This is a genomic window from Salinisphaera sp. RV14 (assembly GCF_052044135.1).
Classification (GTDB): Bacteria; Pseudomonadota; Gammaproteobacteria; order Nevskiales; family Salinisphaeraceae; genus Salinisphaera.
Map to the genome: position 1 here is coordinate 553,616 of NZ_JBQDYF010000001.1, position 19,836 is coordinate 573,451.

At 67.1% G+C, this 19,836-nt stretch carries 20 protein-coding genes; 6 read left to right on the top strand and 14 right to left on the bottom strand.

Features of this window, described 5'->3' with window-relative positions; genetic code table 11:
• Positions 1-53 precede the first annotated feature (53 nt).
• Positions 54-410: a dihydroneopterin aldolase gene (gene folB / locus ACS8Y6_RS02575; protein ID WP_440850125.1), complete on the top strand. Its 357-nt coding sequence runs from the start codon at positions 54-56 to the stop codon at positions 408-410.
• Positions 407-904, top strand: coding sequence for a 2-amino-4-hydroxy-6-hydroxymethyldihydropteridine diphosphokinase (gene folK / locus ACS8Y6_RS02580; protein ID WP_440850124.1), 498 nt, complete (start codon positions 407-409; stop codon positions 902-904). The genes folB and folK overlap by 4 nt, the downstream gene beginning before the upstream one ends.
• Before the next feature lie 193 nt (positions 905-1,097).
• On the opposite strand, the gene ACS8Y6_RS02585 is transcribed toward folK, so the two are convergent.
• The 10 genes from ACS8Y6_RS02585 to ACS8Y6_RS02630 all read right to left on the bottom strand — a co-directional run bounded on the left by ACS8Y6_RS02585 (position 1,098) and on the right by ACS8Y6_RS02630 (position 13,236).
• Complete coding sequence (locus ACS8Y6_RS02585) at positions 1,098-1,835, bottom strand: SDR family oxidoreductase (RefSeq protein WP_440850123.1); 738 nt, start codon at positions 1,833-1,835, stop codon at positions 1,098-1,100.
• The gene (locus tag ACS8Y6_RS02590) at positions 1,832-3,079 is read right to left on the bottom strand and encodes a multifunctional CCA addition/repair protein (protein WP_440850122.1); all 1,248 of its coding nucleotides are present in this window, start codon (positions 3,077-3,079) and stop codon (positions 1,832-1,834) included. The genes ACS8Y6_RS02585 and ACS8Y6_RS02590 overlap by 4 nt, the downstream gene beginning before the upstream one ends.
• Positions 3,079-5,007: a transglycosylase SLT domain-containing protein gene (locus tag ACS8Y6_RS02595; protein WP_440854914.1), complete on the bottom strand. Its 1,929-nt coding sequence runs from the start codon at positions 5,005-5,007 to the stop codon at positions 3,079-3,081. The genes ACS8Y6_RS02590 and ACS8Y6_RS02595 overlap by 1 nt, the downstream gene beginning before the upstream one ends.
• Before the next feature lie 62 nt (positions 5,008-5,069).
• The gene (locus tag ACS8Y6_RS02600; protein ID WP_440854941.1) at positions 5,070-6,029 is read right to left on the bottom strand and encodes a hydrogen peroxide-inducible genes activator; all 960 of its coding nucleotides are present in this window, start codon (positions 6,027-6,029) and stop codon (positions 5,070-5,072) included.
• A gap of 25 nt (positions 6,030-6,054) precedes the next feature.
• On the bottom strand, positions 6,055-6,993 hold the full coding sequence (gene hemF, locus ACS8Y6_RS02605) for an oxygen-dependent coproporphyrinogen oxidase (protein WP_440854915.1): 939 nt from the start codon (positions 6,991-6,993) through the stop codon (positions 6,055-6,057).
• Positions 6,986-7,555 (bottom strand): L-threonylcarbamoyladenylate synthase, encoded by a 570-nt coding sequence (locus ACS8Y6_RS02610; RefSeq protein ID WP_440854916.1) that lies wholly within the window; start codon positions 7,553-7,555, stop codon positions 6,986-6,988. Before ACS8Y6_RS02610 ends, hemF begins: the two co-directional genes overlap by 8 nt.
• 122 nt (positions 7,556-7,677) lie before the next feature.
• The gene (locus ACS8Y6_RS02615) at positions 7,678-10,212 is read right to left on the bottom strand and encodes a DNA topoisomerase I (protein WP_440854917.1); all 2,535 of its coding nucleotides are present in this window, start codon (positions 10,210-10,212) and stop codon (positions 7,678-7,680) included.
• Positions 10,213-10,439: 227 nt separating this feature from the next.
• Positions 10,440-10,913 (bottom strand): DUF494 family protein, encoded by a 474-nt coding sequence (locus ACS8Y6_RS02620; protein ID WP_440850117.1) that lies wholly within the window; start codon positions 10,911-10,913, stop codon positions 10,440-10,442.
• A gap of 56 nt (positions 10,914-10,969) precedes the next feature.
• The gene (gene dprA, locus ACS8Y6_RS02625) at positions 10,970-12,079 is read right to left on the bottom strand and encodes a DNA-processing protein DprA (RefSeq protein ID WP_440854918.1); all 1,110 of its coding nucleotides are present in this window, start codon (positions 12,077-12,079) and stop codon (positions 10,970-10,972) included.
• A complete protein-coding gene (locus tag ACS8Y6_RS02630) occupies positions 12,076-13,236 on the bottom strand; it encodes a LysM peptidoglycan-binding domain-containing protein (protein WP_440850969.1) in 1,161 nt (386 codons plus the stop codon). The genes dprA and ACS8Y6_RS02630 overlap by 4 nt, the downstream gene beginning before the upstream one ends.
• Positions 13,237-13,331: 95 nt before the next feature.
• Here ACS8Y6_RS02630 and def point away from each other — a divergent pair, with 95 nt between their 5' ends.
• The 4 genes from def to ACS8Y6_RS02650 all read left to right on the top strand — a co-directional run bounded on the left by def (position 13,332) and on the right by ACS8Y6_RS02650 (position 16,835).
• Positions 13,332-13,847, top strand: coding sequence for a peptide deformylase (gene def / locus ACS8Y6_RS02635; RefSeq protein ID WP_440854919.1), 516 nt, complete (start codon positions 13,332-13,334; stop codon positions 13,845-13,847).
• 3 nt (positions 13,848-13,850) lie between these two features.
• Positions 13,851-14,777 carry a methionyl-tRNA formyltransferase gene (gene fmt, locus ACS8Y6_RS02640; protein ID WP_440850971.1) on the top strand — a complete coding sequence of 309 codons (927 nt, stop codon included), beginning with the start codon at positions 13,851-13,853 and terminating at the stop codon, positions 14,775-14,777.
• Entirely contained in the window at positions 14,770-16,065 is a 1,296-nt protein-coding gene (gene rsmB / locus ACS8Y6_RS02645) for a 16S rRNA (cytosine(967)-C(5))-methyltransferase RsmB (protein WP_440850972.1), read from the top strand. The genes fmt and rsmB overlap by 8 nt, the downstream gene beginning before the upstream one ends.
• A 203-nt stretch (positions 16,066-16,268) precedes the next feature.
• Positions 16,269-16,835, top strand: coding sequence for a type 1 glutamine amidotransferase domain-containing protein (locus ACS8Y6_RS02650; protein WP_440854920.1), 567 nt, complete (start codon positions 16,269-16,271; stop codon positions 16,833-16,835).
• An 80-nt stretch (positions 16,836-16,915) separates the two neighbouring features.
• Here the strand turns inward: ACS8Y6_RS02650 and hisF are convergent, their stop codons facing one another.
• The 4 genes from hisF to hisB form a co-directional block, all read right to left on the bottom strand.
• Positions 16,916-17,701: an imidazole glycerol phosphate synthase subunit HisF gene (gene hisF / locus ACS8Y6_RS02655; protein ID WP_440850974.1), complete on the bottom strand. Its 786-nt coding sequence runs from the start codon at positions 17,699-17,701 to the stop codon at positions 16,916-16,918.
• 2 nt (positions 17,702-17,703) lie between these two features.
• A complete protein-coding gene (hisA, locus tag ACS8Y6_RS02660; RefSeq protein ID WP_440850975.1) occupies positions 17,704-18,444 on the bottom strand; it encodes a 1-(5-phosphoribosyl)-5-[(5-phosphoribosylamino)methylideneamino]imidazole-4-carboxamide isomerase in 741 nt (246 codons plus the stop codon).
• A 67-nt stretch (positions 18,445-18,511) separates the two neighbouring features.
• Positions 18,512-19,156 carry an imidazole glycerol phosphate synthase subunit HisH gene (hisH, locus tag ACS8Y6_RS02665; RefSeq protein WP_440850976.1) on the bottom strand — a complete coding sequence of 215 codons (645 nt, stop codon included), beginning with the start codon at positions 19,154-19,156 and terminating at the stop codon, positions 18,512-18,514.
• A gap of 19 nt (positions 19,157-19,175) precedes the next feature.
• Positions 19,176-19,769: an imidazoleglycerol-phosphate dehydratase HisB gene (gene hisB, locus ACS8Y6_RS02670; RefSeq protein WP_440850977.1), complete on the bottom strand. Its 594-nt coding sequence runs from the start codon at positions 19,767-19,769 to the stop codon at positions 19,176-19,178.
• Between the last annotated feature and the right edge of the window lie 67 nt (positions 19,770-19,836).

A 19,836-nucleotide genomic window follows, 5' to 3' on the forward strand; every position in this document is an offset into this window, starting at 1 on the left:
GCGGGGTTTGGTTTTGATAAGCTGCGCCTCGCCGCAACGGGCTGGGAGCATGCGTGGATACGATCTTCATCGATCAGTTGGCCATCGATACCGTCATCGGGTTGTACGACTGGGAGCGCCGGATCCGGCAACGGGTGATCGTCGACCTGGAGATGGATTTCGACATTCGCCAGGCCGCGGCCAGCGACGACGTGGACAAGACGCTCGACTACAAGGCCGTCGCCAAACGCGTGATCGCCTTTGTCGAGGCGAGCGAGTTCGATCTGGTCGAAACGCTGTCGGAGGGCATCGCGGCGGTCATCCTCGACGAGTTCCCGGTCACGCGGGTTACGCTGCGCCTGGATAAGCCGCATGCGCTGCGCGGCGCGCAGGGGGTAGGCATCCGGATCACGCGGGAGCGCGGTCGATGACGGAAGTCGTGGTCGGTGTCGGCTCCAATATCGAGCCCCGGCGGCATGTGTGTGCTGCGCTCGGACGGCTGGCCGAGCGCTTCGGCAGGCTTGATGTGTCCCCGGTCTATAGTTGCCCGGCGGTTGGTTTTTCGGGCGCCGATTTCGTCAATCTCGTGGTGGCGTTCGACACCGGCGAGCCAATCGAAGCAGTCCAGGCCGGTCTGCGCGCGATCGAGGCCGAGGGCGGACGCGATCTTGCCGCGCGCGATGGTTCGCGAACGCTGGATCTCGATATGCTGCTGTTTGGCGACACCGTGTTCGACAACGGCGATATTCGGGTGCCTCGGGCCGATATTCTCGATTACGCCTTCGTCCTGCGCCCGCTCGCCGAGATGCGCCCGCAGGCCCGGCATCCAATCGATGGCCGAAGCTATCGCGAACTCTGGGCGACCTTCGATCGGCCGGACCAGCCATTGACCGAGATCACGCTCGACGCGCTGCGTGCGCAGTAGGATTCGTCAAAGATATTCGCGGGCCGAGAGGCCGGCCCGCTTGCGCGACGCGCGTCCTGGCCGGGCGGTTTGCGGACGTCGCGGCGCGTTTTGCCTCGTGCCAGACCATCGTCCGGCACAACACGGGAACCGACATGCCTCGGGCTTGACCCGTCGTAGTGGTTGCCGGCCCGGTGAGCGGCCGTGATCGGGGTTATCGTCCCAATCGCCGTCCGCCGTCCACCGCGATCACGGCCCCGGTCTGGTAGTCGTTGTCCAGTACGGCGCGCACCGCGCGATAGATGTCTTCCGGCGCGCCGGTGCGACCGAGCGGTGTGCTGTCGAGCACCTGGGTGCGCTGCTCCGTATCGGCCCAGTCCTCGAAGGTGATCGGCCCGGGCTGGATGACATTGACCTTCACCGCCGGCGCCAGCCGCTTGGCAAAGGCGATCGCCAGATTCTGCAGACCCGCCTTGGTGGCGCAGTAAATATCGTACTGCGGCGCCGGGTTGTCGGCATAGATATCGGTGATGTGCACGATGTCGCCGGCGCCCTCGGCCGCCCGAATACGATCGGCCAGCCGGGTGTTGAGCAGATAGGGCGCGCGCATGTGTACCTCGAAGAACGCCTGGAACTGTGCGGACGCCGCCTCGGCATCGTCGTCAGTCGGCGAGAACGCCGAGGCGTTGTGGATGAGGGCGCGAATACGCGATGCACGCCCGGCGATCGCGTCCGCCACGGCCAGAATCGAATCGGTGTCGGCGAAATCGCCCTGAATCGCGAGCGCGCCGCGATCGGCCAGACCCGCGATGGCCTGCGTGGGGGTTCGATATTGCGCGATCACGGCGAAACCGTCGTCGAGGAACCGATGCGCCAGGTGGGTGCCCACGTTGCGATTGGCCCCGGTGACGACGACCGGGGCCGTTTCGACGGCGGATTGCGGGTCGGTCATGGTTGCGCTCCGGCGTCGGTCGGGGCAGTGGTGAGTGCGGTCGCGATCGCGCGGATGCGTTCCTGGCGCAGAACCCGGCCGATCTCCGGGCCCTTCAGGCCGCGTTCGGCCAGCGCCGCGCCATCGATGTCCACGGCCGCCGCCCGCGCGGCCTGGATCCGCCCGGCCTGCGGGTAGGCGCGATCCTCATAACCGAGCCGGCCGCGCACGTCCGCGGCGCATACCGCGATCAGATCCTCGAGTCGTTCGGGCCGGCGAAAGGCATCCATGGCTTCGAGCAGTTTGAGGACCGTGCCCGGCCTGAGTTCGTCGATGCGGTGCAAGTGCGTGTGCCAGCGCGTGATCAGGCGCGCGGTTTCACGCAGGCGCTTGGGTACGCCGAGGCGCGCGCTGGCGGCGTCGGTGGGCGCGACGCCGCGTTCCTCGTGGCCGCGATGGCCCGGCAGCAGCCCGGCCGGTGTGGCTGCCTTGCCGAAGTCGTGACAGATCGCGGCATAACGCGCCGCCAGGCTGGCTTCGGCCCGGGCGCATTGGGCGAGTACCAGCAGCGTATGCACACCGCTGTCGATCTCGGGGTGGTATTGCACCGGTTGCGGCACGCCGAACAGTGCATCCAGTTCCGGCAGTACGACGGCCAGGGCGCCGGTCGCGCGCAGCAGGTGGAAGAAAAGCTGGGGTTCGGCGCTCATCAGGGCGCGCTCCATCTCGGCCCAGACCCGCTCGGGCACCAGATGATCGATTTCGCCGGCAGCAACCATTTCGCGTGCCAGCGTCATGGTTTCCTCGGCCACGGTGAAGCCCAGCGGCGCGAAGCGGGCGTAGTAGCGCGCCAGCCGTAACAGCCGCACCGGGTCCTCGGCAAAGGCGTCGGAGACATGCCGAAGCACGCGCGCATCGAGGTCGGCATGGCCGCCGTAGGGGTCGATCAGCGTGCCGTCGTCGGCGCGCGCCATGGCGTTGATGGTCAGATCGCGCCGGGCGAGGTCGGCCTCCAGCGTGACGTCGGCGCCGGTGTGGAAAACGAAACCGTGATAGCCGCGCCCGGACTTGCGCTCGGTGCGCGCCAGCGCGTGTTCCTCGTGCGTATCCGGGTGCAGGAAAACCGGAAAATCGCGCCCGACCGGCGTGTAGCCGGCCGCGGTCATCTCCTCCGGCGTGGCGCCCACCACGACCCAGTCGCGATCGGAGATCGCCAGCCCCAGAAATGCGTCGCGTACGGCGCCGCCGACCAGATAGCGCTGCATCAGAAGGTCGTCTGGGTGTCGTCCGGATAGCTCGGTTTCACGTCGTCGATGCGCTTGTCGAGCGGGACGACGGATTCCGACAGACGATGCTGGAAGACGGTCATGTGCGACATGGCGCGTTGTACGTAATGCCGGGTTTCCGTGTACGGGATATTGGCGATCCAGATATCGGCCGGCATATCGGCGTCGGGCAACCAATGCGCGATCTTGCGCGGGCCGGCGTTGTAGCTGGCCGTGGCCAGGGCGATGTTGCCCGACCAATCGGCCAGCATGTCATGCAGATAGCGCGCGCCGAGGCTGATGTTCGTGGACGGGTCGTTGAGGTCGTGCGTCGACGGCGCGGCCCGGCCCATGGCCCGGGCGAGGTGATCGGCCGTGCCCGGCATGAGCTGCATCAGGCCGCGGGCGCCGACCGGCGAGCGCACGGTCGGCTGAAACAGCGATTCGGTGCGCATGATGGCGAATACATAGGCCGGGTCCAGCCCGTTGTTGTGCGCGGCGCGGCGCACGGCGGCGGCGAACGGTGTCGGATAGCGGATATCCAGATCGTCCCAGTAATCAGCCTTGGCCAGGGTGGTGATCGCCCGGGCGTACCACTGCCACTGATAGGCAAGCTTCGCGGCCTGGGCCAGCTCGGCCGAATTCAGGTTCGCGATCAGGTGCCGCCATTCCAGATAGGCATCGTGGGTCATGCCGAGCTCGTGCAGCTCGTGGGCACGCGCGAGCGCCGGGTGGGCCTCGACGCGGGCCAGCGCCGCCGCGTTGTCCGGCACGGGCTGTGCGTTGAAGCTGTAGCCGTGCCCGATCGCATCGGCGGCGAGATAGCCGTGATAGGAGCGATGGGCCGCCAGGCGCTTGTAGATCGCGCGGGCCTGCTGTTTCCGGCCCGTTTTCGCCAGCGCGCGCGCTTTCCAGTATTGCCATTGTTCGTCGCTGGCGGCCTCGGCCGGCAGGCTGTTGATGGCATCGAGCACCAGTGGCCAGCGCTGCTGATAGACCGCCGCGCGAATCTCCCAGCCCAGTGCATGTTCGTCGCCGGTCATGCGGGCATGGTCGATGCGCGCGAACCATAGCAGGGCCTCGGGACGATGATCCTCGGCATACAACAGCGCGACATAGCGCCGCATCCGGTAGCGCCGGGTGTCGTTGAGCCCGAGCCGGGCGACCAGCGGCTTGATCAGGCCGGCCGCGCGGTCGAGGTCGCGCAGGGCCAGTCGCTTGAACGCGTAGACTGCGATGTCCGGGTCGAGATCGGCCGGGGCGTCAGTCAGATGCGACGGTGTTTCGGCGACATCGAGCCAGCGATCGATCGTCGGGGTATCGGCGGTCGGCATTTGCCGCGAAAGATAGCGCGCCAGGCCGTATTGATCGTTCAGGATTGCCGCGTGGGCGCGTTGGCGGATCACCGCGGCGGTCAGCCGGCCTGTATGCTTGAGCCAGGCGAAGACCGGGTCACAGGCCGAGGGTTGGCTCTGGCCGACGGTATACAGGTCGATCGCTTTGCCGGCGGGTGAGCGCCCCAGCTCGATGGCCGCGTGTACTGCCCGGCACTGCGCGCTGGTGCCATCGGAAGCGCGCGTTTCGTCGATCACCCGCTGCCACCGGTCACGATCGGCGAGGTTGGCGATCCAGGCATGACGCAGCCGCTGCGACGGCGGCAGGTCGGGATGGGCGGCAATGAAGTGCGCGATGCGCGAATCCAGCCCCTGGCCCGGGTTGATGCTCAGCTCGGCTCGGAGCTGGGTGGCTTCAAGATAATAGTAGAGCGGATAGTCGCGCAGATCCGCGACTTCGGCCGATTTCTGGTCCAGGTTGCCGTGACGCGCTGCCGACAGCGCGTCGAGGAATTCGCTGCGCATGGCGTCGCTGCTGGCGGCGTGGGCGAGCCCGGCACAAGCGAGGCCGGCGGCGATCAAGAGCGCGCGCATGGCGGATCGGAGTCGGCGGATGATCGGGCGAGTGTACCGTATCCGCTGTTGGTATCGGGGCCCTAGGAGGCGTCCAGAATGGTGTCGTCGGCGTTGCTGGCGACGGCATCAGGCAACAGCGTGACCCCGGCGGGGTCGCATTGCATCACGGCCGCACGCAGGGCCGTGATCGCCTTGGGCCGCGGGAAGCTTCGGCGCCAGGCGATGGCGATCTGGCGCTGCGGGGGCTCGCCGGCGAACGGCCGGGTCTCGAGCAGACGCGACTCGGCGGCCAGATTGGGGATCGACGAACGCGGCAGGACCGTTACCCCGAGGCCGCTGGCGACCATATGCCGAATGGTTTCCAGGCTGGACCCGGAGCGGGCTCGATTGGCGTCCTCGGATTCGCGACATTCGGCGCACAGCGCCAGCACCTGGTCGCGGAAGCAATGGCCCGGCCCGAGCAGCAAGAGGTTGTCGCGCGCCAGCTCATTGGGCTCGATGGCATCGCGTTCGGTCCAGGGATGATTCTGTGGCATGACCACCACGAACGATTCATCGTAGATGGGCCAGGTCGCCACGCCCGGCACCTCATACGGCATTGCCACGATGACCGCGTCGAGCTCATTGTTACGCAGCTGCTGGGTGAGGTTGCCGGTGAGATTCTCCTCGATGATCAGCGGCATCTCGGGCGTGCTCTCGCGCAGGCGCGGGATCAGGTGCGGTAGCAAATAGGGGCCGACGGTATAGATCACGCCGAGCCTGAGTGGGCCCTTGAGCTCGTCGCGGCCCTGTTCGGCCACCGCTTCCAGCGCGCTGACCTCGCCCATCACGCGATAGGCCTGTTCGATGATGCGCCGGCCGATCGGCGTGACCCGGGCCTCGCCGCGGTTGCGCTCGAACACGGTCACGCCGAGTTCGCCCTCCAGCTTCTTGACCGCAACCGACAGCGTCGGCTGACTCACGAACGCGCGCTTGGCCGCACGACCGAAGTGGCGCTCCTTGTCGAGCGCGATCAGATAACGCAGTTCGGTGAGTGTGATATGCATCGTCTATCAAGCTTATAGTCTATTCCGCCGCCAGCCAATCACGCGGCACCAGAAAACGTTCGGTGAGGGCCGCCTCGGGCGAGTCGGGCTCGGGTTTGAAGCCGTACTGCCAGGCCGCCAGCGGCGGCATCGACATGAGGATCGATTCGGTGCGCCCGCGCGACTGCAGGCCGAACAGCGTGCCCCGGTCGTAGAGCAGGTTGAACTCGACATAGCGCCCGCGCCGGTACAACTGGAACGCGCGCTCGCGCTCGCCCCAGTCGTGATGCCGTCGTTTTTCCACGATCGGCGCGTAGGCTTCGATGAAGCCATCGCCTACCGACTGTACGAAGGCCAGCGCGTCGGCGAAGCTCAATTCGTTGAAGTCGTCGAAGAATAGCCCGCCGATACCGCGGGTTTCGTTGCGGTGCGGCAGATAAAAGTATTCGTCGCACCAGTGCTTGAAGCGCGGATACAGATCCTTGCCAAACGGTGCGCAGGCGGCGTGCGCGGCACGGTGCCAGGCCACGGCGTCTTCGGTGAACGGATAGTAGGGGGTCAGGTCGAAGCCGCCGCCGAACCACCAGACCGGATCCTCGCCCGCCTTTTCGGCCACGAACAGGCGCACGTTGGCGTGTGACGTCGGGACATAGGGGTTGCGCGGGTGGATGACCAGCGACACGCCGGTGGCAATGAACGAGCGCCCGGCAAGCTCGGGCCGCCGCGCCGACGCCGAGGCCGGCAGCGCACCGCCCAGCACGCGCGAGAAATTCACGCCGGCGCGTTCGAATACCTCGCCGTCGGCCAGGACGCGGGTATCGCCGCCGCCGCCCTCGGCGCGGGTCCAGGTGTCGGCATGAAAACGCGCGCTGGGTTCGAAGGCGGCCAGACGTTCGACGATGCGGTTCTGCAGGTCGCGGAAATAGGCGGTCGCGGCATCGGGGTCGGCGACGTCGCGCGCAGGATTGGATTCAGCCACGGATGGTCTCGTTGGTACTGGCGTTGCGGATGGTACTGGCCCGGCCGGGCGTGTCGGCGCGTCCGCCCAGCACCATGTCGATCCGGTCGCCAAAGCACGCCCGGGCGCGCCATGGCGAGTCCACCGGCGGGCGGCCGGAAACATTGGCGCTGGTGGAGACGATCGGACCGCCGAATTCGCCACACAGGGCGCGTGTCAGCGCGTGGGCCGTCTCGCGCAGGGCGATCGTGGGCTGGCCGCCGGTCAGCCACTGCGGTGCACCGGCCCGCGCGGGCAACAGCCAGGTGGTCGGCCCGGGCCAGGATTCGACGGCGCGTTGCCAGGCGGCGCCGGCATCGGGGTCGACCAGCGGCGCAAGCTGGGCCGAGTCGGCGGCGACCACGATCAGTCCGCGCGCGACGTCGCGCTGCTTGGCGGCGATGACGCGCCACACCGCATCCGCATCGAAGGCGTCGGCGGCCAGGCCCCAGACGCCTTCGGTGGCGTGCGCGACGATGCCGCCCTCGGCCAGTGTGCGCGCCGCCCGGCGCAGTCGATGCGGCGATACATGCATACCGTTCATGTCGGGTCCCCCGGAAACGAGACCGGGTCACCGGGGCCACGGCCCCGGGCGGCGACCCGGAAAACGGCCTCGAATTGTACGCTGGATCAGCGGCCTGTGGGCTGCACCGGCGCTGAATCCGGTCAGCTGGAAGCCGGCCCGCTGGATGACTTGCCGCGGCTCGAACTGGTCTTGCCTGTCTTGGTCTTGGCCGCGCTCTTGCGGGGCGATGCGCTTTTCGACGAGGCTGCTTTTTTGGCGGCCGTCTTGCCGTTGCCCGTCTTGCTGTTCGAGGTCTTGGCCTTCGATGCCGTCGTCTGGCCGGTCTTGGCGCTACTCGAGGCCTTCTTGCTGGCGCTCGTCTTCGCGTTCTTGCGGCCGCGTTTCTTCTTTTCCGGCGCCTTGGCGATGATCTCCCGGCACTGCTCGAGCGTCAGCGATTCGGGCTCCATGTCCTTCGGCACGCTGGCGTTTTTCTTGCCGTCGGTGATGTAGGGGCCGAACGGGCCATGCTGGACCTTGATGTTCTCGGCCTCGAAGTGCTTGATCAGCTTCTTGGCGTCGGCTTCCTTCTTGGCGGCGATCACCTCCAGCGCGCGCTCTTTCGAGATCGTGTAGGGGTCATCCTCCTTGAGCGAGGCGAACTTCTTGCCATAGCGCACGTAGGGGCCGAAGCGGCCGATATTGACCTGGATCTCCTCGCCCTCCGGCGTTTCGCCCAGGTCGCGTGGCAGGTTGAACAGATACAGCGCCTCGTCGAGCGTGATCTTGTCCATGTCCTGGCCCTTGCGCAGGCCGGCGAACTTGGGTTTTTCCTCGTCGTCCTTGGATCCGATCTGCACGAACGGGCCATAGCGGCCGATGCGCACGATCACCGGTTTGCCGGTCTTGGGGTCGGTGCCGAGTTCGCGCGCCTGGGCGACCTCCTCGCGCGACAGATCCTGCTTGGCCTCGATCTGATCCGAGAAACGCTCCCAGAACTCGGCCAGCAGCGGCCGCCATTCCTGCTCGCCGCGCGAGACGGCGTCCAGTCGATCCTCGAGGTTGGCAGTGAACTCGTAGTCGACGTAGCGGGTGAAGTGATCGGTCAGGAACTTGTTGACGATCTTGCCCAGCGGCGTCGGCATGAAGGCCTTGCCGTCCATTTCCACGTATTCGCGATCCTGCAGCGTCGAGATGATCGCGGCATAGGTGGACGGCCGGCCGATGTCGTATTCCTCGAGCGTCTTGACCAGCGCGGCTTCGGTGAAGCGCGGCGGCGGCTCGGTGAAATGCTGGGTCGGCACGATTTCCTGCAGGGCGATCGTTTCGCCTTCTTCCAGCGCGGGCAGGCGCTTGTCGTTGTCGTCGTCGGCCTTGTCGCCGTCGTCACGGCCTTCCTTGTACACCGACAGGAAGCCGGCCTCGCGCAGCGTGCGTCCGCTGGCGCGGAACAGATGCCGGTTGTCGTCGCCCGCGGCCAGATCGGCCGATACCGTATCGAACAGCGCATGCACCATTTGGCTGGCCACCGTGCGCTGCCAGACCAGCTCGTACAGCCGGAACTGGTCGGAGGTCAGGTATTGCTTGATCTCGCTTGGAATACGCGCGCTCGCGGTCGGGCGGATGGCCTCGTGGGCCTCCTGCGCGTTCTTCGACTTGGTCTTGAAGGTGCGCGGCGAATCCGGGAGATTCTTGTCGCCGTAGCGATCGCCGATGGTCTGGCGGATCTCGGTGAGCGCGTCGTTGGCCAGATTTACCGAGTCGGTTCGCATATAGGTGATCAGGCCGGTCTCTTCGCCGTCGCCGAGCTTGACGCCTTCGTACAGGCCCTGGGCGGTGCGCATGGTGCGCCGGGCGTTGAAGCCGAGCTTGCGCGCGGCTTCCTGTTGCAGCGTGGAGGTGGTGAACGGCGGCGACGGATTGCGCCGGCGCTGTTTCTTCTCGACCGTGGCGACGCGCAGCTGGCCCTGGGCGGCGGCCACCAGTTTTTCGTAGGCGGCGTCCGCGCCGCCCTGGTCGTTGATCGTGAACTGCTCGATCTTTTCGCCGTCGAGCTGGGCCAGCCGCGCGGAGAAGGGGATGTCGTCCTTCTCGGCCTTGGCCTCGATGCGCCAGTATTCCTCGGGCACGAAGGCCTCGATCTCGGCGTCGCGCTCGCAGATCAGGCGCAACGCCGGGCTCTGCACGCGGCCGGCGGACAGGCCGCGCTGGACCTTGCGCCAGAGCAGCGGCGACAGGTTGAAGCCCACCAGATAGTCGAGCGCCCGGCGCGCCTGCTGGGCGTTGACCAGATCGTTCGAGATCGAGCGCGGGTGCTCGACCGCGTGGGCCACGGCGCGCTTGGTGATCTCGTGAAAGACCACCCGCGCCACGTGCTTGTTTTCCAGCAGGCCGCGATCCTTGAGCAGCTCCAACAGGTGCCAGGCGATCGCTTCGCCTTCGCGGTCGGGGTCGGTCGCGAGCAGCAGCGTATCGGACTGCTTCAGCGACTTCGCGATCTTGTCGACCTGCTTGGCGTTGCGGTCGATGATGTCGTAGTGCATCGCGAAGTCGTTGTCGGTATCGACCGCGCCTTCCTTCGGGATCAGGTCGCGCACGTGGCCGTACGAAGCCAGGACCTGATAGTCCTTGCCCAGATATTTCTCGATGGTCCGGGCCTTGGCCGGGGACTCCACGATGACGAGATTTCGGCTCATCGACTCACACTTGAAAGGGGATGGATAAGACGGCAACAACACCGCGTGGCGAACCCTAGCACAGCCTTTGAAGCACGCGCGATGCGCCAGCGTCAAGATACGTCGACCGGACGAGGCGGATCGAGCGCGCGGCTTGCAAGCCATCGAGGCGAGCGCAAACAGCCTGTCAACGTCGAACTTCGACAGCCGCCGGCCGGCGCGCTCCATGCGGGCAGCGTTAAAAGACCCTAGTGACTCGCGCCCGGGGCCTCGGCGTGAAGCATGGCTTCCATCCGTGCCTGCGCGGTCTCGTGGCCGTCGGCGGAGGACAGCACCATCATCACGACCCACTTCACCTGCTCGAGCTCGGCGCCTTCGTACTCATCGTCGACCAGCGCCATCAGCCGGTCGATGGCCAACTCGCGGTTGGCCGCCGAGAGCACGCCGGCGCGCTCCAGCCGCACGATGTAACCGCGGCACTCGGCATCGAGCACGTATAGTTCCGGCCCGGCATAGATACGGATGCTGTCGTTCGAAGGCGGCGTGATCGGCGCCCGGCCTTCGGGCTGGGCAGCGCGCAACCAGTCGAAGGCGTCGTCGATCTCGTCGGGGAAAAACCCTGCGTCGCCGAGATCCCGGCGGACGTCGCCGGTCGCGCCGACGTCCGTCAACGAAAAGTTCTCGAACAGATACAGCAGGACGTCCAGGACATTTTCGTTCATGCCGCCAACTTTACCATGATCATTGCAACGGGCGGGCCGATGACGCGCGTGACGACTCAGCCCGAACGAACGTAGGCGCCGCCGGCCACGGCCTGTATGCGTCCTTCGAGCTCCAGTATCAGCAGTGTCGAGGATACGGCGTCCGCGGGCCAGCCGGTGCGCGCCACCAGATCATCGACGCGCACCGGATCGTGGCCGACGGCCGCGAGCAGTTCGGCGGTATTGTCGTTTCCGTCGGCCTCCGGCGCTTCGGGATTCTGCGTGCTGGCGCGCGGCGCCGGGCCCCGGCGATAGCCGCCGATCGAACCGGCGATCTCCTCCAGGATGTGGTCGGTCGTTTCGACCAGCTTGGCGCCTTCGCGAATCAGTTGATGGCAGCCGCGCGCCAGCGGATTGTGAATCGAACCGGGCAGGGCGAAGACCTCGCGGTTGGCCGCACTGGCCATGCGCGCGGTGATCAGCGAGCCGGAGGCGCGCGCCGCCTCGACCACCAGCGTGGCGGTGCACAAACCGGCGATCACGCGATTGCGCCGCGGGAAATTGCCACGCAGCGGCTGGGTGCCGAGGCCGAATTCCGACAACAGCAGGCCGCGTTCGGCAATGCGTTCGGCCAGCGCCTTGTTGGCCGCCGGATACACCCGGTCCAGCCCCGTGCCGGTGATGGCGATGGTGTAGCCATCGGCAGCCAGCGCGCCTTCGTGCGCGGCGGCATCGATGCCGCGGGCCAGGCCGGAGACCACCACCAGTCCGGCCGCTGCCAGCGCGCGCCCGAATTCATGTGCGGCGTCGCGCCCGGCGTGGCTCGGATTGCGGCTGCCGACGATGGCGATGGCCGGATAATCCAGCAGATCGAGATCGCCCAGCGCGTACAGCCACGGTGGTAGCGGATCGAGTTCGGCAAGCGCCGGTGGATATGCCGGATGGTCGAGTGTGAGGAAATGGTGTCCGTCCTCGGCCAGCCAGGCCTCGGTTCTCGCCATCACATCGCCGGGCGGTTCGGCCAGCGCCCGGCGCGCTGGCGCCGGCAGCCCGGCGTCGCGCCAGCCGGCGTCGCTGCCCGCGAGCGCCGCTTGCGCGCTGCCGAAACGCGCGACAAGGCGTCCGGCAAGAGTCGCGCCGATCCCCGGCGTGGTCGCCAGGCGCAGCCAGGCCGAGCGATCGCTCACGTGGCGGCGGGCGAATGCACGACGTCGTCGACGTGGATGGCGCGCGTGGCATGCATGACCAGCGCGAAGCTCACCTTGTCGTCGACCTTGAACACCATCAGATAGCCGGCTTTCACCTCGGGCAGCGTGACCTGGCCGCCGGCGACCGGGTCGGACACGGTGCGCCCGGATTTGTAGATGTCGAGGACATCGCCGCGTCGCAGCCCGATGTTGTGGCCGCGATCGAGCGTGACGACATCGTACTGGCCGATCTCGTCGACGCCGCCGTAGACCGAAATGATATGGGCGCTCAGTGCCTTGCCGGGCGCATGGGGATAGAAATCGTGCAGCAGGTTTTCATGGGTCAACGGCAGCAGGCGATCGCCGCGCCGGGCTTCGCGGTAGGTCTTGTCGATCCGGGCCGTCGCGATCTTCGGGCCGAAGGACTGGATGGTCAGTCGGCCGACCGGCACGACCTTGCGGCCCAGAACCTTGTGGGTTTCCGCGTCGCGGTAGGGGCCGGCCGGATGGACCAGTTCATAGTGGTCGGGCCCGTTGCGATCGGCACCGCGAACATACACCGTGGCGCCGTTGCCGGCGACCACATGCTGATCGTCGAAGGACACCACGTAGGGCGCGTTCTCGAGCGTTTTCCCGTCGACCAGGCGCGGGCTTTGCAGAAAATCGCGGATCGCGGCATAGGGGATGACCGCAATCGCCTGCGGCAACGGTTCCTCGCGCACCTGCGGTTCCAGATGCACCGTTTTGCCGCGCGCCAGCCGCGGCTGGCCGTTCATGCCACGTGTGAGCACCAGGACTTCGCCGGGGTATATCCGATGCGGATTGGCGATGTCGGGATTGGCATCCCATAGCTGTGGCCAGTACCAGGGATCATCGAGATACTTGCTGGCGATATCCCAGAGTGTATCGCCGCGCTTGACCACATAACGCAGCGGCGCGTTGTCGCGCATGTGTCCGGCCAGATTCGCCGTGGTCAGGTTCTTCGGCACGGGGGCGGGCCTGGCAGGCAGGGGCGTGGTCCGGCCGGCATCGCGCGTCGCGCCGGCCGTGGCTCCGTTCGCCTGCGCGCCGCCCGCCTGTTGGCCGGGCCCGTGCGCGCAGCCCGACGCGAGCAGCGCCAGGCCGAGCCCGAGCAGCCGCCATCCCCCAATCCGCATCTGCCTCAAACCGTTATACTCCCGCGTTTCGACCGCCGACCGCGGCCATACCGCCGCCGTCTGAACAATCGACGTCAGTCAACTGCCGACAGAATATGGCCATTCTCGAGATTTTGCATTTCCCCGATCCGCGCCTGCGCGCGGTGACCGACCCGATCACGGTTTTCGACGACACGCTGTCACGTTTCATCGACGACATGTTCGAGACCATGTACGACGCGCCGGGCGTGGGGCTGGCCGCGACCCAGGTCGGCGATACGCGGCGTGTGGCGGTCATGGATTGTTCCGAGGACAAGAGCGAGCGCATCGTGATGTGCAATCCGCGCATTCTCTGGTCCGAGGGGGAGGAAGTGGTCGACGAAGGTTGTCTGTCGGTGCCGGAACACTTTGATCGCGTCACCCGCGCCACGCGGCTGCGCTTTGCCGCCCAGGATCGCGACGGACGTGAATACGAAATGGACGCCGAAGGCCTGTTGGCGCAGTGCGTGCAGCACGAGCTTGCCCATCTCGACGGCGGGCTGTACATCGACAAGCTCTCCCGGCTCAAGCGCGAGCGCATCCGGCGCAAGCTGACCAAGGCGGCCAAGCGCGAAAGCGCCAAGGCGGACTGACCCATGCGCATCGTCTTCGCCGGGACCCCCGAATTCGCGCTGCCCACGCTGGAGGCGATCGCGGCCAGCGGCCACCAACTGGTGGGCGTGTTCACCCAGCCGGATCGCCCGGCCGGTCGCGGGCGCCGGCTCAAGCCGTCGCCGGTCAAGGCGCGCGCGCTCGAGCTCGGGCTGCCGGTATTGCAGCCGGAAAAACTGAAGAACAACACCGAGGCGCTCGATCGACTCGCCGAACTCGCGCCGGACGTGATGGTGGTCGTGGCCTACGGCCTGATCCTGCCGAAGGCCGTGCTCGACCTGCCGACCTGGGGTTGCCTGAACGTGCATGCCTCGTTGCTGCCGCGTTGGCGGGGCGCGGCCCCCATTGCACGCGCCATCGAGGCCGGCGATGCCGAAACCGGCGTGACCATCATGCAGATGGACGTGGGGCTGGATACGGGCGACATGCTGGCCGTGCGCCGCACGCCGATCGATGAGACCACCACGGCCGGCGATTTGCACGACGTGCTGGCCGACCAGGGCGGCGCGGCCCTGGTCGAGGTGCTCGATGCGCTGCCCGATGGCCTGACGCCCGCCGCCCAGGACGACGGGCGCGCGACCTACGCCGCCATGCTCGACAAGGCCGAGGCCGCGGTCGACTGGTCGCAGCCGGCGGTGCGCATCGCCCGGCTCGTGCGCGCATTCTCGCCCTGGCCGGTGGCGCATGCCGAGCTCGATGGCGATCGGGTGCGATTCTGGCAGGCGGTCAGCCGGGATGAGACGGCGCCGGCCGCGCCGGGCGCGGTGATCGCCGCCGGGCGCGACGGCATCGATATCGCCACGGCCGACGGCGTGTTGCGCGTCACCGAGCTGCAGCTGCCCGGCAAGCGCCGTATGAGCGCGGCGGATGCCGCCAACGGCCGCGCCTGGATTGGCGTCCGTTTTGGTTGATTCCGCGGGCACGGCAGCGCGCGTTCACGCCGCGCGTGCGGTCGCGGCGGTGATCGACCGGGGCCGCAGCCTGGATGCCGCCATTGCCGCCTGGCCACCCACGCTGGCCGGGGCCGATCGCTCGCTGGCGCGGCTGCTGGCTTACGGCACGCTGCGCGATCATCGTCGGCTGGGCGCGCTGTTGGCGCCCCGGTTGAGAAAGAAACCCCAGCCGCTGCTCGATGCGCTGCTGCGAGTCGGGCTCTACCAGCTCGAGGCCACGCGGGTGCCGCCGCATGCGGCGGTGCATGCCACCGTAGCCGCGACGCAAAAACTCAAGCTGGCCAAGGCGCGAGGGCTGGTCAACGCGGTGCTGCGCGGGCACCAGCGCGAACCGGCGTCGCTGGACGATGCCAGCGTTGCGGTGCGTGAAAGCTATCCCGACTGGCTGGCCGGCATGATCGCCGACGACTGGGGCACCGAGGCCCCGGCGGTCCTGGCCGCCGGCAATGCGCGCGCGCCAATGCATGTACGCGTCAACGCGCGTCGCGCCACGCGGGACGGCCTGCGCGCGCGCTGGGCCGAGGCCGGTATCGCGGCCACCTCGATCGCGGATTGCGCCGAGGGCCTGACGCTGGACGAGCCGGTCGCGGCCGAGCGTCTGCCGGGGTTTGCCGCGGGCGAGGTGTCGATTCAGGACGGCGCGGCGCAGCTGGCCGCCGATCTGGTGGCGCCGGAACCGGGCCAGCGCGTGCTCGACGCCTGTGCGGCGCCTGGCAACAAGAGCGCTCACTTGCTGGAGCGGGCCGATGTCGCGCTGACCGCACTGGATATCGACGCCGAGCGCGCGCGGACGCTCGAAGCGACGCTGGCCCGGCTGGGCCTGGCGGCGGCGGTCCGCGTGGGCGATGCCGCGGAACCGGCGGCCTGGTGGGACGGTCAGCCATTCGATCGCATCCTGCTGGATGCGCCCTGCAGCGGTACCGGCGTGATCCGACGGCATCCCGATATCAAATGGCTGCGGCGGGCGTCGGATATCGCCGCCGCCGCGACACGCCAGCGCGCGCTGCTCGCCGCGCTCTGGCCGCTGCTCGCGCCCGGCGGCCGGCTGGTCTATGCCACCTGCTCGATTCTGCGCGCCGAGGGCGTCGGCGTCGTAGCCGATTTTCTGTCCGCCACGCCGGAGGCCTGCGAAAAACCGATCGAGGCCGGCTGGGGCCGACCCGAGACGATCGGCCGCCGCATCGCGCCCGGCGATCATGATTTCGACGGCTTCTACTACGCGCTGCTTGAGCGAGCGCCCGTGTAGTAGCCGGTCGTGTAGTGGAGTCGAGCCATACGGCTTGATGTTGCGACGCGCCGCCGCCGTTGTCCTGGCCGCGCCGTCGTGGCGCGAGGCCCGTGCCTCCGGGTGCTGCCTGGATAGCCCGGGTAACGCTACGGATTGGAATTGGTTCGGGTGGGCGCCAGTGCGTTGGCAACCCAGCATCGCATGCCAAAAGGAGTCACACCATGGCAGGTCAACTCGAAGGCAAGAAGATCGCGTTTCTGGTTGCCGACGGTTTCGAGCAAATCGAACTGACCCGCCCGCGACAGGACATCACCGAAGCCGGTGCGCAAGTGCAGCTCGTTTCGCTGCAATCCGGCGAAGTACAGGGCATGAGCGGCGACATCGACAGGGCCGACAGGTTCACGGTGGACGAGACCGTCGATGAAGTCTCGGCGTCCGACTACAACGGGCTGGTATTGCCCGGCGGCACACTCAATCCGGACGGTCTGCGGGTCAACGACACGGCCGTTTCCTTCGTGCGTGACGTCTTCAAGCAGCACAAGCCGGTCGCCGCGATCTGCCACGCACCGATCACCCTGATCGAGGCGGGCGTGGTCGACGGACGCACGCTGACGTCATTCCCCTCGATCAAGACCGATTTGAACAACGCCAGCGCGAACTGGGTCGATCAGGCGGTTGTCTGCGATGAGGGCCTGGTCACCAGCCGCACGCCGGACGATCTGGATGCCTTCTGTGCCAGGGCGATCGAGGCGTTTGCCGAAGGCAGGCACGCGGAACAGACCGCATAGCCGCTGCGCCGGTTCGTCGATTGAAAAGCCCGGGTTCGGCCCGGGCTTTTTCATGTTCAGCAGATCGAGCATGGCGGGGTTCAGCGAAAAGCCGCGTCGCGTACCAGAACGCCGTGTTCGGCCAGATAATTCTTGGCCTGCTGGATGGTGTAGGTACCGAAATGGAAGATCGAGGCCGCCAGCACCGCATCGGCATGGCCTTCGGCCAGGCCGTGGTACAGATCCTCGAGGCTGCCGACGCCACCGGAAGCGATGACCGGTACGGGCACCGCATCGGACACCGCCCGTGTAAGCCGGATATCGAAGCCGGACTTGGTACCGTCGCGATCCATGCTGGTCAGCAGCACTTCGCCCGCGCCGAGCGACACCAGTTTCTGGGCCCAGCCGATGGCCTCGATGCCGGTCGATTTGCGCCCGCCATGGGTGAAGATCTCGTAACGCGGCTCTTCGTCCTTTTTCGCCGCGTTCTTCACGTCGAGCGCGACCACGATGCACTGGCTGCCATAGCGGTAGGCGGCCTCGGCCACGAATTCGGGATTGCCGATGGCGGCGGTGTTGATCGAGACCTTGTCGGCACCCGCCGACAACAGGCGGCGGACGTCCGACAGGGTGCGTACGCCGCCGCCGACAGTCAGCGGGATGAACACCTCGCCGGCGACCTGCTCGACCACGTCCATGAGCGTTCCGCGGTCTTCAGTGGACGCGGTGATGTCGAGAAACACCAGTTCGTCGGCGCCCTGCTGGTCGTAGCGACGGGCGATCTCGACCGGGTCCCCGGCATCGGCGATATCCAGGAACTTCACGCCCTTGACGACGCGGCCCTTGTCGATGTCCAGGCACGGGATGATGCGTTTGGCGAGAGACAAGCTCAGCCTCCCTTGTACTCGTTGACGCGCTTGCGCGCGGCGGCGAGGTCGAGCGTGCCTTCGTAGATGGCACGGCCGATCACCGCGCCGGCGACACCGTCGGATGCAACGGCGAGCAGCGCATCGATATCGGCCATGTCGGTCACGCCGCCGGAAGCGATGACGGGAATGGTGAGTTCGGCGGCCAATGCGCGCGTGGCTTCGATATTCAGGCCCTGCATCATGCCGTCGCGGCTGATGTCGGTGTGGATGATGGCGACTACGCCGTCTTCCTCGAACTGCTGGGCGAGGTCGGCCACGGTGTGGTTGGATAGCTTGGACCAGCCGTCGGTGGCGACCATGCCGTCACGGGCGTCCAGGCCGACGATGATATGGCCGGGAAACTCGACGCCGACATCGGCCACGAAATGCGGCTCGGAGACGGCCCGAGTGCCCAGAATCACGAATTCGACGCCGCGTTCGAGATAGGTCTCGATCGCGGCCTCGTCGCGAATGCCGCCGCCGACCTGGACTGGAATCCGGCCCGCGGCATCGACGATGTCGCCGATGATCCGGTCGTTGACGGGGTAGCCGGCCTTGGCGCCGTCCAGGTCGACCACGTGAATGCGGTCGGCGCCTTCGTCGATCCAGCGCTGGGCCACGGCCACGGGATCGTCGTCGAAGACCGTGACGTCGTGCATGTCGCCCTGACGCAGGCGTACGCACTGGCCGTCCTTGATGTCGATGGCAGGAATGAGTAGCACGCCGTTTCTCCTCGCTTTGCTGACGGCAGATGAACCGGGCCGGACGCCCGATGAAGCGGCGAGGCCGTCAGGCCGCGCCGTTCCACTCCAGAAAATTGGCGAGCAGCTGCAGCCCGGCGGACTGGCTCTTCTCGGGATGGAACTGGACCGCGAACACGTTCTCGCGCAGCACCACCGAGGTGAATCGCACCCCGTAGTCGGTCGTGCCGGCGATATGCCTGGGATTGTCCGGCACGACATAGTAACTGTGCACGAAATAGAACCAGGAGTCCGCCGCGATGTCCTTCCACAGCGGGTGCGGGCGCTCCTGATGCACCTGGTTCCAGCCCATGTGCGGGATCTTGCGCCGCGAGCCGTCGGCCAGGACCTCGGCCTCGGCAAATTTCACCGTGTCGCCCGGAAAGGCGCCCAGGCAGTCCACGCCGCCGGATTCCTCGGAATGCGCCATCAGCGCCTCGATGCCCAGACACACGCCCATGAGCGGGGTCTTGCCGAGGACGCCGCGCAGCATGTCGTCGAGCTCCAGACGCTGGAGTTCGTCCATGCAATGGCCGATCGCGCCCACGCCGGGCAGGACCAGCCGATCCATGCGGGCGAGCGCGTCCGGATCGAAGCTGACCTCGATCTGCTCGTCCGAAGCGACGTAGCGCAGAGCCTTGGCAATCGAGTGCAGATTGCCCATGCCGTAGTCGATGATGCCGACGGTTGCCATAAAGCGACGAGTTGGGTTTCTACAAACTGCCCTTGGTAGAGGGCAGGGCGTCGAGGGCGCGTTGGTCGCGGGCCACGGCGGCGCGCAGCGCCCGGCCGAAGGCCTTGAACAGCGTCTCCGCAATATGGTGCGCGTTGTCGCCGGCGAGTGTATCCATGTGCAGCGTCAAGGCCGCACCGCTGGCCACCCCGTTGAAGAATTCACGCACCAGTTCGGTATCGAAGGTGCCGATTTTTTCGGCGGTGAACGGGACCCGAAAATGCAGGCCCGGGCGCCCGGAAAAATCCAGCACTACGCGCGACAGCGCTTCGTCGAGCGGCACATAGGCATGGCCGTAGCGCATGATGCCTTTCTTGTCGCCGACCGCCTGCTTGAGCGCGTTACCCAGACAGATGCCGACATCCTCGACCGTGTGATGATCGTCGATGTGGAGATCGCCGGCCGCGCGCACATCCAGATCGACCAGCCCGTGCCGGGCCAGCTGATGCAGCATGTGCTCGAAGAAGCCGACACCGATTTCGGCCCGGAATTCGCCGGTGCCGTCCAGATCCACGCTGAGCTGGATATCGGTTTCGGCGGTGCAGCGTTCGATCGTGGCGCGACGCGCTGTCATGGTCTCGCGATATACTCGGAATGCCCCTCTGGACGATCGATCATACGCGGTTGATAACGCCGATGCG